At 76.1% G+C, this 15,906-nt stretch carries 11 protein-coding genes; 5 read left to right on the forward strand and 6 right to left on the reverse strand.

Going from position 1 to position 15,906, the window contains the following annotated elements; translation table 11 throughout:
• Nucleotides 1–17: 17 nt before the first annotated feature.
• Both BX286_RS05620 and BX286_RS05625 read right to left on the reverse strand, forming a co-directional pair.
• The gene (locus BX286_RS05620) at nucleotides 18–2,819 is read right to left on the reverse strand and encodes a phosphodiester glycosidase family protein (protein ID WP_121014663.1); all 2,802 of its coding nucleotides are present in this window, start codon (nucleotides 2,817–2,819) and stop codon (nucleotides 18–20) included.
• A 212-nt stretch (nucleotides 2,820–3,031) separates the two neighbouring features.
• Nucleotides 3,032–5,116 carry a SpoIIE family protein phosphatase gene (locus BX286_RS05625; RefSeq protein ID WP_079424314.1) on the reverse strand — a complete coding sequence of 695 codons (2,085 nt, stop codon included), beginning with the start codon at nucleotides 5,114–5,116 and terminating at the stop codon, nucleotides 3,032–3,034.
• A gap of 136 nt (nucleotides 5,117–5,252) precedes the next feature.
• On the opposite strand from BX286_RS05625, the gene BX286_RS05630 reads away from it, so the two are divergent.
• Complete coding sequence (locus tag BX286_RS05630) at nucleotides 5,253–5,690, forward strand: hypothetical protein (RefSeq protein ID WP_079424315.1); 438 nt, start codon at nucleotides 5,253–5,255, stop codon at nucleotides 5,688–5,690.
• Between the two features lie 85 nt (nucleotides 5,691–5,775).
• On the opposite strand, the gene BX286_RS36415 is transcribed toward BX286_RS05630, so the two are convergent.
• Nucleotides 5,776–6,891, reverse strand: a complete 1,116-nt coding sequence (locus BX286_RS36415; RefSeq protein WP_261993366.1) for a DUF6777 domain-containing protein — start codon at nucleotides 6,889–6,891, stop codon at nucleotides 5,776–5,778.
• 319 nt (nucleotides 6,892–7,210) lie between these two features.
• Between BX286_RS36415 and BX286_RS05640 the strand changes: the two genes are divergently transcribed.
• The gene (locus tag BX286_RS05640) at nucleotides 7,211–8,476 is read left to right on the forward strand and encodes a streptophobe family protein (RefSeq protein ID WP_187344097.1); all 1,266 of its coding nucleotides are present in this window, start codon (nucleotides 7,211–7,213) and stop codon (nucleotides 8,474–8,476) included.
• A gap of 92 nt (nucleotides 8,477–8,568) precedes the next feature.
• Here the strand turns inward: BX286_RS05640 and BX286_RS05645 are convergent, their stop codons facing one another.
• From BX286_RS05645 to BX286_RS05655, 3 genes are read right to left on the reverse strand one after another with little or no spacing between them, the layout of a single operon-like run.
• Nucleotides 8,569–9,576 (reverse strand): serine/threonine-protein kinase, encoded by a 1,008-nt coding sequence (locus tag BX286_RS05645; protein ID WP_079424319.1) that lies wholly within the window; start codon nucleotides 9,574–9,576, stop codon nucleotides 8,569–8,571.
• Nucleotides 9,576–10,283, reverse strand: coding sequence for a hypothetical protein (locus tag BX286_RS05650; RefSeq protein WP_100864791.1), 708 nt, complete (start codon nucleotides 10,281–10,283; stop codon nucleotides 9,576–9,578). The genes BX286_RS05645 and BX286_RS05650 overlap by 1 nt, the downstream gene beginning before the upstream one ends.
• On the reverse strand, nucleotides 10,280–12,658 hold the full coding sequence (locus BX286_RS05655) for an FHA domain-containing protein (protein WP_079424321.1): 2,379 nt from the start codon (nucleotides 12,656–12,658) through the stop codon (nucleotides 10,280–10,282). The genes BX286_RS05650 and BX286_RS05655 overlap by 4 nt, the downstream gene beginning before the upstream one ends.
• Before the next feature lie 159 nt (nucleotides 12,659–12,817).
• Between BX286_RS05655 and BX286_RS05660 the strand changes: the two genes are divergently transcribed.
• Genes BX286_RS05660 through BX286_RS05670 form a run of 3 tightly spaced genes read left to right on the forward strand, consistent with a single transcriptional unit; the run spans nucleotide 12,818 to nucleotide 15,749 of the window.
• Nucleotides 12,818–13,867, forward strand: coding sequence for a cation diffusion facilitator family transporter (locus BX286_RS05660; protein ID WP_100864792.1), 1,050 nt, complete (start codon nucleotides 12,818–12,820; stop codon nucleotides 13,865–13,867).
• Between the two features lie 58 nt (nucleotides 13,868–13,925).
• Nucleotides 13,926–14,444: an NUDIX domain-containing protein gene (locus BX286_RS05665; RefSeq protein WP_079424325.1), complete on the forward strand. Its 519-nt coding sequence runs from the start codon at nucleotides 13,926–13,928 to the stop codon at nucleotides 14,442–14,444.
• 48 nt (nucleotides 14,445–14,492) lie between these two features.
• A complete protein-coding gene (locus tag BX286_RS05670) occupies nucleotides 14,493–15,749 on the forward strand; it encodes a Tm-1-like ATP-binding domain-containing protein (protein ID WP_121014665.1) in 1,257 nt (418 codons plus the stop codon).
• Nucleotides 15,750–15,906 lie beyond the last annotated feature (157 nt).

Raw genomic sequence — 15,906 nt, forward strand, 5'->3', positions numbered from 1 at the left:
GGCCGACGGCCCGCGGCTCAGGGCTGCGGCGGGGCCACCGACAGCCAGTCCCGGCCGGGCGCTGCGAAGGCGTCGGCGCCGAAGAGGGTCCGGCCGGTGCGGGGTGCCGCGACGGTCAGCACGCCCTCGGCGCGTCCGGCGGTGAAGCGGGGTGCTCCGAGGGTGATGACGGCCGCGTTCTTCCCGGTGGTGCGGCGGAACTCGGCGAGGCGCTGCGCCAGCAGGGCGGCCTCCTTGCGGTCCAGGGTGTCCGGCGCGTACGGCAGCACGACGGCCAGCGCGGCCGTCCCCGGCTCCCGGGCGGCGGCGTCCAGGGCCTGGCGCAGGGCCCGCATCCGGGCGAGTCCGGCGCCCCGGTCGAGGGTGCGGCGGCCGGTGTCGAGCGGGAGGAAGCGCACCCCGCGGTGGAGGAAGGGGGCCCGCTCGGTGCCGGTCAGCACCAGCTCGGTACCGCCCCCGGCCGCGGCCGGGCCGGCCGCGAACCGCCAGGGCCGGGCCGCGGCCTGTGCGGCGGTGCCCACCACGGGGTCGGGCCGGGCGGCGGCGGGGGCGGCGGGGCCGGTGGGCGGGGTGGTGGCGGTGAGGGTGTCCAGCAGCAGCCGGCCGGGGCGGCTGCCGGGGGCGGCCGAGAGGCGGGTGACGCGCAGGGGCTGTTCGGCGCCGGCCGGGACGGGCAGGCGTACCTCGCGCCAGCCGGTCCAGTCGGCGGCGGGCCCGCGCAGGGTCAGGGGCACCCCGTCGGCCCCGGCCAGCTCCACGGCCGGCCGGGCCCCCGAGCCGTCGCCGCCGACCCACAGGGACAGGGCACGGGTCAACTCCGGTACGGGCAGCGGGCGGGGCGGGGTCGCGGCCGCGCCGGAGCGCGCTTCCAGGGCGAGCCCGGCGCCGGGGTGGCCCTCGGCGGGGGCGGCGCCCGGCCCGGTCCAGCCGGCGGCGTCCTCGAAGCCCGCCAGGGGCGCGGCCACCGAGCCGACGCCGAGGGCCAGTTCGGTGGTGGCGCCGGTGGCCTTGACGGTGGCGGTCAGCTTCCCGGCGGCCTGCGGGACGAGGGCCGTGACGGTGAAGCCGCCCCGGCCGTCCTCGGCGACCCGCCAGCGGGTGCGGTCGTAGCTCAGGGTCAGGTCCCGGGGCTCGACGGGTGCGGCGGCGCCCTGGGCGTCGTAGCCGGTCAGGGCGAAGCCGGCGCCCTCCTCCCGCCGCTCGAGCCCGATCCGCCCGGGCACGGCCCGGAGCCCGGCGAGCGGCCCGAGCACGTCGAGCCGCAGGACCCCCTCGGGAGTCCCGCCGGCTCCGGCCGCGGTCTGCGCGGGCGGGCCCCCGAGGGGGGCGGAGGCCGCTCCCGGCACGGTTGCCCCGGCGGGGCCCCTGCCGGTCCCGTCCCCGGCCGCCGGTGCCCCGCGCGAGGCGCCCGCGGTGGTCGCGGTGGCGGCCCCCGGCCCGGCCGAGACCCGGACCGTGGCCGGGCCCGGGCGGGCGGCGCGGTACACGCCGTCCGGGCCGATCCGGCCCCGGTCGGTGCTCCAGCGCGGGGTCGCGGTGGCCGGGGCGAGCGTGGTGTCGTACGCGGTGGCGGTCAGGGTGCGCGTCAGGCCGGGGAAGAGCCGGGTGGCACCGCCGGCGGGCTCGACGCGGAACCCGGCGAGCGGGCCGGGGCCGGCCGGGGCGGTCAGGACGAGGCCGTTGGGCACGGGGCGCTGGTGGCCGTCGGACGGGGAGTTCTCCAGGGTGAGGGCGGCCGCCCCGGGGTGGGCGGCGAGGAGGGTGGTGGAGCCGCCCCCGTCGAGGTTGAGGGCCTCGTGGGCACCGATCCGGTGCATCAGCGCGCCCAGCGCGGTGAGCGTGAGGCCGCCGCTGTCGCGCTGGCGGCCGTCGACGGTGACCAGGCTCAGGCGCCGGCCGTCGCGCGAGAGCCCGACGGCGGTCCGCGGGGCGGACGCGTCGTTGGCCTCGCCGTCGTGGTTCAGCGGGGTCCCGGCGGCGACCAGGGTCCCGCGCCCGCCGAGCGCCGTCACCGGGGGCGGGCCCGGCGCGGGCAGCGGCCGGGCGGTGACGGCCACCTCGTCCCCCGGGCGCAGGGCGGCGAGCGCGGCCGCCTGGGCGGCCCCCCGGGCCGTCAGCACGGTGGTGCCGGGGGCGGGCCGCGCCGCGCGGGCGGGGCCGGTGGAGACCACCTTGCCGTCGCGCAGCTCGACGGCCTGCCCGGACCCCAGGGCCGGGAGCCGTGTGCCGCCCCAGTCGGCGGTGTAGACGGCGTAGCCCTGCGCGGGCGGCTTGGCGGCGTTGTACCCGGCCAGGGGGTACGCCCGCCCGCCGGGCAGGGTCACCGTCCCGTCGAGGCCGAGGCGCAGCAGGCGGCCGGTCCCGTCCGGGCCGAAGCCGACGGCCGCGCCTCCGCCCGGCCCGGGCGAGGCGGAGTGCAGGAGCCGTCCGGAGCCGATGCCAGGGCCGAGGGGGGCTCCGGTGGCCCGGATGTCGAAGAAGTCGCCGTTGACGGCGGCGACCACGCGCCGCCCGGGTCCGGGGCGGTAACGGGCGGCGGCTTCGGCGAGGGTGACGGGCCCGGTGGCGCCGCCGGTGCCCAGGTACTCGGCGCGTACGCCGCCGCGCGGATCGAGGTCGGCGACCAGCTCGTCGATCCGCAGCCAGCGGTCGGTCTCCAGCCGGTCGTAGGACTCCAGGCGGATGCCGGGGGCGAGCTGCCGGGTGGTGCGTGCGGTCTCGATGCCGTCGCCGGGGCCGCCGGCCGCGGCGGCGTACGCGGGGACGGGGGCCAGCAGAGCGGTGCTCAGCAGGGCGGGCAGCAGCGGACGGAGGCTCATCACCCCGGCAGGATCGCCATACTGTATGACCGTCAGAACGGGGGCGCACCGCGTGGCCCGGCGGGTTCACCTGTTCGCACCCCCTTATGCCGCCGTGTGGAACGGCGGATCCGGGGCCGGTACAGGTTCCTGGCGCTCGGCTCCGTCCGCCGGCCGACCGCGCCGCGGCACGCCAGGGCCCTCGGCCGTACGCCACCGGCTGACGGCGGCCCTCAGCCCGCGGCGGGCCCCGCGGCGGAGGCGGCGTGCGGGACGGCGAACTCGCACCACACGCACTTCCCGCTCCCCCGGGGCTCCACCCCCCAGCCGTCCGCGAGCCGGTCCACCAGCATCAGGCCCCGCCCCGAGACCGCCCAGTCGTCGGCCTCCCGGCGGCGCGGCAGGGCGCTGCTGGAATCCTCGACCTCGACCCGGATCCGGCCCTCGGCGGTCAGCCGCATGCCGACCTGGCCGCCGCCGTCGGTGTGCACGAGGGCGTTGGTCATCAGCTCGTCGGCGGCCAGCTCGATCTCGTCGGCCCGCTCCCGGGCGCCCCAGGCGGCCGCGGCCGCCCGGATCAGGTGCCGGGCCAGGGCCGGGCCCTCCGTGTCGCCCGGGGTCAGGCGCTGGCGCAGCGGGCCGCCGCCGCGCGGGGCGGGGGTGCCGCGGCGGCGCAGCACGAGCAGGGCCATGTCGTCCCCGCCGCCGGCGTCCCCGACGAGGTCGCAGAGCACGTCGGCGAGTTCCTCGACGTCGGCCGGGCCCGCGCGGGCCGCGTCCATGAACTCCCGCATACCGGTCTCGGGGTCCCCGCCGGGCCGTTCGACCAGGCCGTCGGTGCAGAGCAGCAGGGTGTCCCCGGGGTGCAGCTCCATGCTGGTGACGGGGTAGCCGCAGCCGGTGCCGGGCGGCTCGCGCGGGGGCAGCCCCAGGGGGAGGCCGCCCGCCACCTGGACGCGGTGGCAGCTGCCGTCGCCGCGCCGGACCACCGGGTCGAGGTGCCCGGCCCGGACCAGGCGGAGCATGCCGGTGTTCAGGTCCGCCTCGGCGTAGGTGCAGGTGGCGAAGCGCTCGGTGGCCAGGTCGCGCAGGAAGGCGGAGGCCCGGGCCATGGCCGTCCCCGGGGTGTGGCCCTCCAGGACGTAGGCGCGGAGGACGATGCGCAGCTGGCCCATGACGGCCGCCGCGTCGGTGTCGTGGCCCTCGACGTCGCCGATCACGACGCCGACCCGGCCCTCGCCGAGGGGGATGACGTCGTACCAGTCGCCGCCGATGTCCCGCCCGATCCGGGCCGCCCGGTACCGTACGGCGATCCGGGCGCCCGCCACCTCCGGGATGTGGCGGGGCAGCATGGCCCGCTGGAGCCCCTCGGCGAGGTCGTGCTCCTGTTCGAAGAGGATCGCCCGCTGGAGGCTCTGGGCGATGCCGCTGGCGAGGGCCACCAGCAGGTTGCGCTCCTCGGCGGTGAAGTCCCCGTCACGGGTGTAGAGCAGCCCGAGGGCCCCGATGGGGCGGCCCTGGGCGATGAGGGGCAGGTAGACGCCGCTGCGCACGGACAGCGGCTCGATGTACGGCCACAGGTCCGGGTAGCGCTGCCGGAACTCCTCCCGGGAGGAGAGGTAGACGGGCTGGAGGGTGCGGACGGCCTCGCTCATCGGGAGGCGGGCGTCGATGCGGGTGTACTCGATCTCGGGCACGTAGGCGCCGAGCTGGCCCTCCGCGACGAGGTGGACCCGGCCGCCGTCGACGACGCCGAGCATGACGCTGACGGCGCCGAGGTGGCCGAGGCCCGCGGGGTCCTTGAGGATGTCGGTGACGTCGTTGACGGTGCGTGCGTGCGCGAGGATCGCGGCGGTCCGCTCGACGACGCCGGTCATCCGGCGCCGGCCCTCGTCGCGCTCCCCCGCCGCGCCGGGCTCTCCCGGGTCCTCGGCTGCGTCGCGGACGATCCCGATGATCCTGTACGGCCGGCCGGCCGGGTCGCGCAGGACGTGGCCCTGGATGTGGGTCCAGGCGGTGCCGCCGTCCTGGCGGAGGGTGCGGAAGTAGGCCCCGTAGTGGCTGCGGCCGTCGTGCAGCGCCTGCCGGACGCGGTGGTCCAGGCGGGCCCCGTCGGCCGGGAGGATCCGGGCGCGCAGCCCGTCGGGGGTGCCGTCGAACTGCTCCGGGGGCAGGTCGAGGACCTCGAGGGCGGTGGCGTCCAGGTGCATGCGGCCGCTGTCGAGGTCCCAGTCGAAGGTGCCCATGCGGTTGAGCGCGAGGCTCAGGTCGGGCCCCGCGGGCCAGTCGACCGCCGGGGCCGGTCCCCGCGGGTCCATGCAGCCAGGGTCTCACTCTTCCCCGTCCCCGGCAGCGCGCCCGTCCGGTCCCGGGCAGGGGCGGGCCGGCGATTTGCCGGGGCGGGGGCCCGGGCAGACGATCGGATCGTCCCCCTGTCTGCGAAGGGAAACTCCCATGAGGCGCCTGAGCTGGAAGTACCGGGCCGCGGTCGGGACGGTGCTGGCCTGCGGACTGGCGGCGGGGCTCGCGACGCCGTCCTCGGCCGCTTCGAAGCTGCTGAGCCTGAAGCTGAACGCCCCGGACGTGACGGTCTCGTTCCTCGACACCGAACCCCATGACAAGAGCAATGTGCTCGTCCTGCGCCCGGAGGGCGGCGGGCAGACCCTGCGGGTGATCCTGTCCGGCGAGGTGCCCGGGGTGGGCAAGACCGTCGTCAAGAAGCTGGACGCCGGCATCCGCCCGGACACCCGCTACTGCGCGGCGGTCGAAGTCGCCGTACTCAACGCGGAGGAACCGACCGGACTGCCCACGGAGTTCCCGACGGCGCTGCCCGAACCGGACGACGTGGGCACCATCTACGAGACGGGCACGGTCTGCGCCGACCCGGCCTGACCCGGGCGCGCCCAGCGCGTCCGGCCGGGGCCGGGCGGCCCCCGGCCCCGCTCCGCGGCGCGGAGGGGGGCCGGGGGCCGTGCCTCTAGTAGGGGTTCACCGGGGGGTTGGCGGGCGGGGGCGTGGGGGCCGGGGGCGTGGGGGCCGGCGGGGTCGTGGCCGGGGGTGTGGCCGACGCGGGCGGGTACGGCTCCTCCGTGGCGGTCGCGGAGGGGGGTTCGGCGGTCTCCGTCGGGGTGCCGTGCGGGGTCTCGGTGGCCGGTGCGGTCTCCGTGGCGGGCGGGGTCTTCGTCGCCGGGCCGGTGGGCTTGGGCGTCGGCGGGCCGGTGGGCTTGGGCGTCGGCGGGGCGGAGGAGGTGGCCGGCGGGGTGGGCGTGGCGGGTGCGGCCGTCGTGCTGACGGTGGGCACCGGGGTGGTCACCGGCGGGGGCGGGACCGGCTTGTCGGGCTTCGGGCTGGCGCCGCGCCCGCGTTCGAGCCAGCGGCGGTCCTGGTGGTCGTAGATGACGAAGGCGTTCACGGTGGTCTCCGACGGCGCGATGACCACCACCTTCGAAGGCTGGTACGCGGCCCACGGCTCCCCGTACCGCTTCGGGTTGGCCTTCAGCGCCACCGGCGGACCCAGCGGGTTCCCGCAGGCGCACCGCACCCTCGGCACCCCGCGGTCGTCGACCAGCACGGGCGTCCCGGCCTGGAGCACGGCCTGGTAGGCGGTGGGGGCGCCGTCGCGGTAGCCGTGGTTGGTGACCCGGGTGTCCAGGCGCAGCTGTACGGGGGTCAGCCCGCGCAGGTAGCCGGGTACGGCCGCCGGTTCGACGCCGAGGGCGGAGGCGAAGGCGCTGTTCTTGGCGGGCTGCCCGGACAGCGCCCCGATCTGCTTCTCCACGTCGCAGCTGGCGACGTCCCTCGTGCCGCCGTAGAGGCCGGGCGCGGAACCGCTGACGCTGCGGGTGGCCGTCGTACCGGAGGCCGTGGCGGCGGCCGTGCCGGCGCTCTGGCTGGGCGCGGGGCTCTGGGGCGGCGGGGTGGCCTGCCGCGCGGCGGTGGACTCGGTGAAGGGGTCCGGCCCGGAGGCGGCGGCCGACTGGAGGAACACCTCGCCCCCGGCCTGTCCGGAGGATCCGCCGCCGGGCCGGGTCAGCACCACGGCCAGGGCGGCGACGGCGGCCACCGCGACGGCCGCCGTGACCAGCCGGGGCACGGACCGCCACCAGGGACGGCCGGGCGGTTCCCCGCCACCGCCGCCGGACGGCTCTCCGGGGGGTGCGGGCGGTGGGGGCGTGGACCCCCGGTCCCCGCCCGAGAGGGGGCCGGAAGGGGGACCCGTGGGACGCTCCGAGGCCGGCGGCTGCGAAGAGGACGGGGGCGGCTGCCCACCGGATGGCTGAGTGGTCACGGGCCCTTCTTCCCGAGCACCGAACGAAAGAATTCCGGACATCTGCCGGATTTCAGGCACTCCTTCCGTCATTGTGTGCGTGGGCCGAGTGGTGGCCGCAAGCCGGGAGTGCCACGGTTGCAGGGTGAGCAGCACCTCCGTGAGGGCAGGACGCGAGGCCCTCGGCGCCGTCGTGGCGGGCTTCGCGGTGATGACCGCGGTGGCCGCCGCCGGGCTCGCCTGCGCGGGAGCGGCCGACCTGCCGGGCGGCGCGTTCCCCCATGTGGTCGCCGCCGTCGTCGTGATGGCGGCGGGCGGCGAGGTCGGCGTGACGGGCGGCGCCGGGGCGCTGGGCGGCGCCGACGCGAGCCTGTCCGTGCTGCCGCTGTCGGTGAGCCTGGCCGGCGCGCTGACCACCGGGTACCTGTTCCTGCGCCCGCTGCGCCACCGTGCGGTGGCCCGGCCGCGCGAACTGCTCGCCCGGGGCGCCCTGCCGGCCGTGCTGTGGCTGGTCCTGCTCACCCTGTTCGCGCTCTTCGCCAACCACACCTTCCGGCTGCTGAACGGCGACTCCCCGCTGGAGGACCTCGGCGAACTCCTCGACTCCACCCCGACGGTGGGCTTCCGGGCGGACCTGCCCGCCACCCTGGGGTTCGGGCTGCTGTGGATCCTGGGCCTGTTGCTGATCGCCCTGCTGGTCTCCCGCCGCGCGCCGCTGCCGGCCGGCCTGCTGCGCTTCCACACGGCGGTGCGCCCGGCCGCGTTCGCCACCGCCGTGCTGCTCGTCGGGTACGTGGCCCTCGCCCTGGTGATCGGCCTGGTGGTGGCCGCCACCCAGGGGCACGTCACACGGACCTTCGCCGTGCTGCTGCTCGGCCTGCCGAACCTGGCCTGGCTCGGCCTGACCCTGGGCTTCGGCGGCGCCTGGCAGGGCCGGGCCGAGGGCCCGTTCGGGCTGCCGGTACCGCAGTTGCTGGACCGGGTGCTGCGCGGGCCGGACCTGTCCACCCTCGACGTGTCCTCCCTCGCCCGGCACGACGGGCGGGCGTGGTGGCTGGTCGCGGTGGCCGCCCTCACGCTGCTCGGCGCCGGCGTGCTGGCCGCCGTACGCTCCCCGGCGGGGGTGCGGGCGTGGCAGCACGCGCTGCACCTGGGGGTGGCGCTCGCGCTGGCCACGCTGACGGTCTGTCTGCTGGGGCGCATCCAGGCCCAGTTCGGGCTGTCCTTGCTGGGCATCGGGGACGACTCGGGGCTCGGCGGCAGGATCGAGCTCGCCCCGTCGCTGTGGCGGACGACCGGCCTCGGCCTGCTCTGGGGCGCGGTGGCCGGCTTCCTGGGCGCCCTCCTGGCCCGCCCGCTGCACCACCCCGGGCGCGTGGACGAGCCCTCGCCCGCCCGCCAGGAGCGGTGAGCCCCCTCTCGGCGAGGCAACAGGCCTGACGCCTCAGGCCCGTCTCCCGGACCTGACGTCCTCTCTCCCCCCGAGGCCTCGGGGGGACGGCCTCAGGCCCGTCCCCGGAACACCGGCAGCGCCCACCGGGGCGGCGGAGGCGGGGGCGGCGGCCCCGCGGCCTGCGCGAGGGCGCCCGCCTCCGAGGCGGCTCCGGCGACGGCACCGGCCACCGGTGGGGCGGCCGGGGCCGAACCCGCCCGGCGCAGGGCCCCGGTGAACTCCAGGCAGCTCGCCCAGCGGTCCTCCGGCGCCTTCGCCAGGGCCTTGGCCAGTACCTCGTCCACCGCCGCCGTGAGCTGCGGCCGCCGCGAGGAGGGCGCGGGCGGCGGGTCGAACTGGTGGGCCCACAGCAGGGCCATGTCGTCGTCCCGCTGGAACGGCGGCCCGCCGGTGAGCATCTCGTAGACCACGCACCCCAGGCTGTACACGTCGCAGCGCCCGTCCACGGGCTTCCCGGCGATCTGCTCCGGAGCCACGTAGTCCAGGGTCCCGACGAACTGCCCGACGCTGGTGAACCCGGTCAGCGACAGGGACTTCTTCGTCAGTCCGAAGTCCGTCAGGTAGACGTGTTCGGGATGTTCGCTGTCCGTGCCGTCCGCGACGAGGATGTTGCCGGGCTTGACGTCCCGGTGGACGAGGTCGTGGTCGTGGGCGGCGTCGAGCGCGGAGGCGACCTGGCCGGCGATCCGGGCGGCCGTCTCCACGGGCAGCGGACCGGTCCGGTCCAGCAGCGCCCGCAGGTCCTGCCCGGCGACGAACCGCATGGCGATGTACAGCAGCCCGTCCGTCTCCCCCGCCTCGAAGACGGGCACGATGTGCGGGTGGTCGATGGCCGCGGCCACCTTCGACTCGTGGGCGAAGCGCTTGCGGAAGGTGTCGTTGCGGGCGAGTTCGGGGGCCAGCAGCTTCAGCGCCACCGTCCGGTCCAGCCTCAGGTCGCGGGCCCGGTAGACGACCGCCATCCCGCCGCGTCCGATCTCGCTCTCCACCAGGTATCCGGCGATCTTCTTGCCCAGCAGGCCGGAGGGCCGGCCGCCCAGCGAGTCGGCGGCGCCCATCAGCGCCCTCCGGCCTCGGGCGTGTCCACGATGCGGGTCGGCTCGTGCCCCGTCTCAGCCGGTGCGGCCGGGGGGGCCTGCGGGGTTGGCGGGACCTGTGGGGCCGGTGTGGCCGGCACAACCGGTACGGGGGCGCCCGCCGCGGTCTCGGCCTCCGGCGGCGCCACCCGCCCGGGCCCGGGCGCCGGCTCCGGCTCGGGGGCCTGGGCGCCCGGCCCCGAGACGACCGCGTAGGTCGCCATGCGGCTGCCGTCGGCGTACATCCACCGCCGCGAGGTCTCGTCGTAGAGCCACGCGGACTCCCCGTCGATCACGATGCCGACCCTCAGTCCCCGTACGGCCCGTCCGAAGTCCTCGCCGCCCGCCGCGCCGTCGGCGTGGTCCCGGACGGCCCGGCGGTAGCGTTCCAGGGCCTCGGCGGCCCGGCCCAGCAGCGGTCCGGGGTCCTCGGTCCGGGCGAGGGGCCGGCCGGAGGTGGGCGGCGGCTGCGGCACCGCCACCAGCAGCCGTCCGTCGACCCACGCGGACCAGCCGTTGGCGCAGAGGATCTCCGTCCACTCCCCGCGCCGGGAGAGCAGCTGCACGGGCAGGAACGGGTCCAGCGGCGCGGTCGGCCGGGCCACGTCCGGCGCCTCCCAGGCGGGCAGCCCCTCCTGCGGCACGACATGGGTGGGGTGGAACTCCGGGATGGGGTCGGGGAAGGTCATCGCCGTGGCTGCTTCCGCATGACGGCCGGCTCCTGCCGGCGCAGCAGCCGGGCCACCGCCAGGCCGAAGAGCACCGACAGCACGAGCAGCGCGGCGATGCACACCAGCCAGCCGCTCGACTCGTGGTGGAAGATCGGGTCCTGGGTGAGCTTCCCGGGGACGATCTTGGCCAGCTCGATGGTGGCGCCCATCGCGCCCATCGCCCACCGGGAGGGCGCCAGCCACGCCACCTGTTCGAGGACGGGGACCCCGTAGAGCTTCAGCAGGGTTCCGCAGAAGACGACCTGGACGATGGCGAGGAGGACCAGCAGCGGCATGGTGACCTCCTCCTTCTTGACCAGGGCGGAGATCATCAGGCCGAGCATCATCGCGGTGAAGGACAGCAGGGCGACGGCGAGGGTGATCTCGATCAGCGGCGGCATGAGGACGCCCTTGCCGCCCGGGGCGTTCAGGTCCACTCCGGCGAGGGCGATGAGGGTCAGGACCACGGCCTGGGCGACGGTGATCGCGCCCAGCACCACCACCTTCGACATCAGGTAGGCGGAGCGCGACAGCCCGACGGCGCGCTCGCGCTGGTAGATCACGCGTTCCTTGACCAGTTCGCGGACGGCGTTGGCGGCGCCCGTGAGCACTCCGCCGATGGTGAGGATGAGCAGGGCGTTGAGTGCCGTCTCGACGTCGAGGGTGCTCCCGGCGAGCGCGCGGGCCATGGCGCCCATCATGAACGGCAGCGCCACCATGATGACGAGGAAGGTCCGGTCGGCGCTGAGCACGGCGGCGTACCGGCGGACCAGGGTGGACAGCTGGGAGCCCCAGCTCTGCGCCTTGGGCGGGGGCGCGGGCGGCGCAGCCGCGGCCGCCTGGGCGGCGAGCGGTGCGGGCACCGGCCCGCGGGCGGTGAGCTCGACGTAGCGCCGGTGGACCGGCGAGCCGCGGAAGGCGCCCGCCCAGTCCCGTTCCCGGTCGTTCTCGAAGGCCTCGAAGGCCTCCGGCCACTCGGCGAAGCCGAAGAAGTCGAGGGCTTCCTGGGGCGGGCCGAAGTAGGCGACGCGCCCTCCGGGGGCGAGGAACAGCAGCCGGTCGCAGACGTCGAGGCTGAGCACGCTGTGCGTGACGACGATGACGGTCCGGCCGTCGTCGGCGAGGCCGCGCAGCATGTTCATCACCGAGCGGTCCATGCCGGGGTCGAGGCCGGAGGTGGGCTCGTCGAGGAAGAGCAGCGAGGGCTTGGTGAGGAGTTCGAGGGCGACCGAGACCCGTTTGCGCTGGCCGCCGGAGAGGCTGTGGATGGGCTGGTCGGCCCGCTGGACGAGGCCGAGCTCGCGGATCACCTCGTCGACCCGGGCCTCGCGTTCGGCCCGGCTGGTGTCCTGCGGGAAGCGCAGCTCGGCCGCGTACACGAGGGCCCGGCGGACGGTGAGCTGGGCGTGCAGGATGTCGTCCTGGGGGACGAGGCCGATGCGGCTGCGCAGTTCGGCGTAGTCGTGGTAGAGGTCGCGGCCGTCGTAGAGGACGGTTCCGGTGTCGGCGGGGCGCAGGCCCGTGAGCGCGCCGAGCAGGGTGGACTTCCCGGCGCCGCTGGGGCCCACGACGGCCAGGAGGCATTTGGCCCCGACGGGGAAGGTGACCCCGTCCATCAGGGTCTTGCGGCCGTGGTCGACGGTCACGGACAGGTTCTGGACGTCGAGGGAGACCTCGCCGGTGTCGGTGTACTCCAGGAGCCGGTCGCCGACGAGGCAGAACGCCGAGTGGCCGATGCCGACGATGTCGCCCTCGGCGATCCTGGCCCGGCTGACGGGGGCGCCGTTGAGGTAGGTGCCGTTGTGGCTGCCGAGGTCGACGATCTCGTGGGTGCCGTCGGCGAGGGCGCGCAGTTCGGCGTGCCGGCGGGAGACGACGAGGTTGTCGATCACGAGGTCGTTGGCGGGGTCCCGGCCGATCCGCAGGGCGGTCAGCGCGGGCAGTGCCCGGACGCTGGTGGGCTGGCGGAAGGTGCTGGTCATGGCCGGGTTGGTGACCGAGGAGGGGCGCGCCGCGGGGGCGGGGGCCGGCGTACGGCCCACGAGGACGGCGCGGGGGCCGTCGACGGCGTTGCCGAAGCGCAGCTCGCTGCCGGGGCCGACGCTCTCCACGCTGATGCGGTGGCCGTCGGCGGCCCAGGTTCCGTTGGTGCTGTTCTCGTCCTCGACGGTCCAGTGGTCTCCGTCGGGACGCAGGACGGCGTGGTGCCACGAGACGCGGGCGTCTTCGAAGCAGATCTCGCAGAGGGGGTCGCGTCCGACGTGGTAAGTCCTGCCGGGGCTCATTTCCGTCGAGCCTCGGGCGGTTTCCAGGACGAGTTCGGGCGCGGTCGGCACTCCGGGGCGCTGGACCATGAACAGATTTTCCCACGATCCGTCCGCCCCGGCATAAGCGCAGGTCAAGCGGGTCTTATGGGTAATGACAACGGTCCCCGTTGCAGCCTTTGCCGTATGCGCCGGGGTGCGCTTCACTTCACGCGTCGGAACCGAACAGACGGACAGACGAGGGACGCGATGACCGGGCACGACAGCCACGACCACGAGCACGGGCCCGCGCACGCCTCGGCACCGGGCCACGACCACAGCCACGGCCACGCGGGGCACAGCCACGGTGTGGACCCCGACGCCGACCGCCGCTGGCTGGCGATCGCGCTCGCCCTGATCGGCGGCTTCATGGCCGTCGAGGTGGTCATCGGCGTGCTGGCCCACTCGCTGGCCCTGATCTCCGACGCGGCGCACATGCTGACCGACGCCGTCTCGATCGTCCTCGCGCTGGTCGCGATGCGGCTGGCGGCGCGGCCGGCCCGCGGCGGGTTCACGTTCGGGCTCAAGCGCGCGGAGATACTCTCCGCCCAGGCCAACGGCCTGACCCTGCTGCTGCTGGCGGTCTGGCTGGCGTACGAGGCGGTGCGCCGGCTGATGGATCCGCCGCCGGTGGAGGGCGGGCTGGTGCTGGTGACGGCGCTGGCCGGGATCGTGGTGAACGTGGCCGCGGCCTGGTGCATCTCGCGGGCGAACCGCTCCTCGCTGGCGGTGGAGGGCGCCTACCAGCACATCCTCAACGACCTGTTCGCCTTCATCGGGACGGCCGTGGCCGGTCTGATCGTGCTCACCACCGGTTTCGTGCAGGCCGACGCGATCGCCTCGCTCGTGGTGGTGGTGCTGATGGTCAAGGCGGGCTACGGGCTGGTGCGGGAGTCGGGACGGATCTTCCTGGAGGCCGCTCCGGCGCACCTGGACCCGGACGCGGTGGGCGACCGGCTGGTCGGGCACCCGCCGGTGACGGAGGTGCACGACCTGCACATCTGGGCGATCACCTCGGGTCAGGCCGCCCTGTCGGCGCACGTGCTGGTGGAGCCGGCGGGCGACTGCCACGCGGTGCGGCGCGATCTGGAGGCGCTGCTGTCGAAGGAGTACGGGATCACCCACACCACCCTCCAGGTGGACCACGTCCAGGACGAGCTGCTGACGGTGGGCCGGGCGGGCGAGGGCCCCGACGTCCCGGACCCGCACTGCGCGGACGCGCACGGTCCGGTCCACCGCGAGGGCCCGCACGAGCACTGAGGCGGCCGCGGCGCTCCCCCGCCCCGGCTCCGGTCACTGACCGGGGCCGGGGCGGGGCATGTATGGGACCGTGACGCAGCCGAAGAGGTACAAACAGAGCGCGGGCCTGCTGCTGTTCCGCCGCCGCGGAGCCGGTGACGGAGCCGGTGACGGCATCGGCGGGATCGAGGTGCTGCTCGGCCATATGGGCGGCCCCCTGTGGGCGGGCCGGGACGCCGGGGGCTGGGCGATCCCCAAGGGGGAGTACGGGCCGGACGAGACCCCGCGCGACGCCGCCCGCCGGGAGTTCACCGAGGAGCTGGGGCTGCCCCCGCCGGAGGGCGCGTACCTGCCGCTGGGCGAGGTGCGGCTGTCCAGCGGGAAGCTGGTGACCGTCTGGGCGGTGGAGGGCGACCTCGACCCGGCGCTGGTGGTGCCGGGGACCTTCACGATGGAGTGGCCGCCGCACTCCGGGACCGAGCGCGAGTTCCCCGAGCTGGACCGGGTGGCCTGGTTCGCTCCCCCACTGGCCAGGAACAAGCTGATCGCCTCTCAAATCCCCTTCCTGGAGCGGTTGTTGGCCCTCCTGGCGGATTGACCTGACCTTTACTTGCCAACAAACCTCACCTGCATGGACATTGCACATATGACGAGCGTCGTGCTGGTGGGAACCCTGGACACCAAGGGTGTCGAGTACGGCTGGCTGCGCGAGAGGCTGCTGCGCGCCGGCGTCGAGGTGGTACTGGTCGACACGGGGATCATGGGAGAACCACGGGTGCCCGCGGACGTGCCCCGCGAAGAGGTGGCGCGGGCCGCGGGCACCGAACTCTCCCGGCTGCGCACCGCGGCCGACCGGGGCGCGGCCGTGACCACGATGGCCCGGGGGGCGGAGGCGGCCCTCTTACGGCTGCACGCCGAGGGCCGGCTGCACGGGGTGCTCGCGATCGGGGGCAGCGGGGGCACCTCCATCGCCACCCGGGCGATGCGGGCCCTGCCGCTGGGCATGCCGAAGGTGATGGTCTCGTCGATGGCCTCGGGGGACGTCTCCCCGTACGTGGGCTCCTCGGACATCACGATGATGTACAGCGTGGTGGACATCGCCGGGATCAACAGCGTCTCGGCTCCGGTGCTGGCCAACGCGGCGGAGGCGGTCGCCGCCATGGCCAAGGGCTTCGCCCGCTCGGCGCTGGACCGCACCCGCCCGGTCCGGCTCGGTTCGGGAGCGCGGCCGCTGGTGGCGGCGAGCATGGCGGGGGTGACCACGCCCGGGGTGGACGCCGCCCGGGAGCGGCTGACCGAGCTCGGCTACGAGGTGCTGGTCTTCCACGCCACCGGGTCGGGCGGGCGCACCCTGGAGAAGCTGGCCGCGCAGCGGATCTTCGCGGGCGTGCTGGACCTGACCCTCAGCGAGCTCGCCGACGACCTGTGCGGCGGCGTCCTCACCGCGGGCCCCGACCGGCTGAGCGCGGCCGGGCGGGCCGGGATCCCTCAGGTGGTGAGCCCGGGGGCGCTGGACATGGTGAAGTTCGGGCCGCTGGAGACCCTGCCGGAACGGGTCCGCTACCGGCGGGTGCGGATCCACAACCCCTCGATCACGGTGATCCGCACGACGGAGTCCGAGTGCGCGGAGCTGGGCCGCCGGGTGGCCGCCAAGCTGCGCGCGGCGACGGGGCCGACGGCGGTCTGCGTGCCGCTGCGCGGGCTGTCCACGCTGGGCGCGCCGGGGGGCCCGTACCACGATCCGGAGGCGGACGGGGCCCTGTTCGCGGCGCTGCGCGAGGGCCTGCGGGGCAGCGCCGCCCGGCTCCACGACTACGACACCCACATCAACGACCCGGCCTTCGGGCGGGCGGCGGCGGACCGGCTGCACGCGATGATCGGCGCGGTGTCGGCCGCGGCGTGACCGCCCCTACCCACCTCCGCCCGGCACTGACCGCCGCTGACCGCCACTGGCCCTTTCCGGCCGTTCCCGACCGTCCGGCCCGTCCGGCCGGTCCGAGGACCGGACGGGCCGGACGGTCGGGAACCAGCCGTGGCTCAATGGTGTCCATGGGTGTGGC

The sequence above is a fragment of the Streptomyces sp. 3211.6 genome, from assembly GCF_003634815.1.
GTDB lineage: Bacteria > Actinomycetota > Actinomycetes > Streptomycetales > Streptomycetaceae > Streptomyces > Streptomyces katrae_A.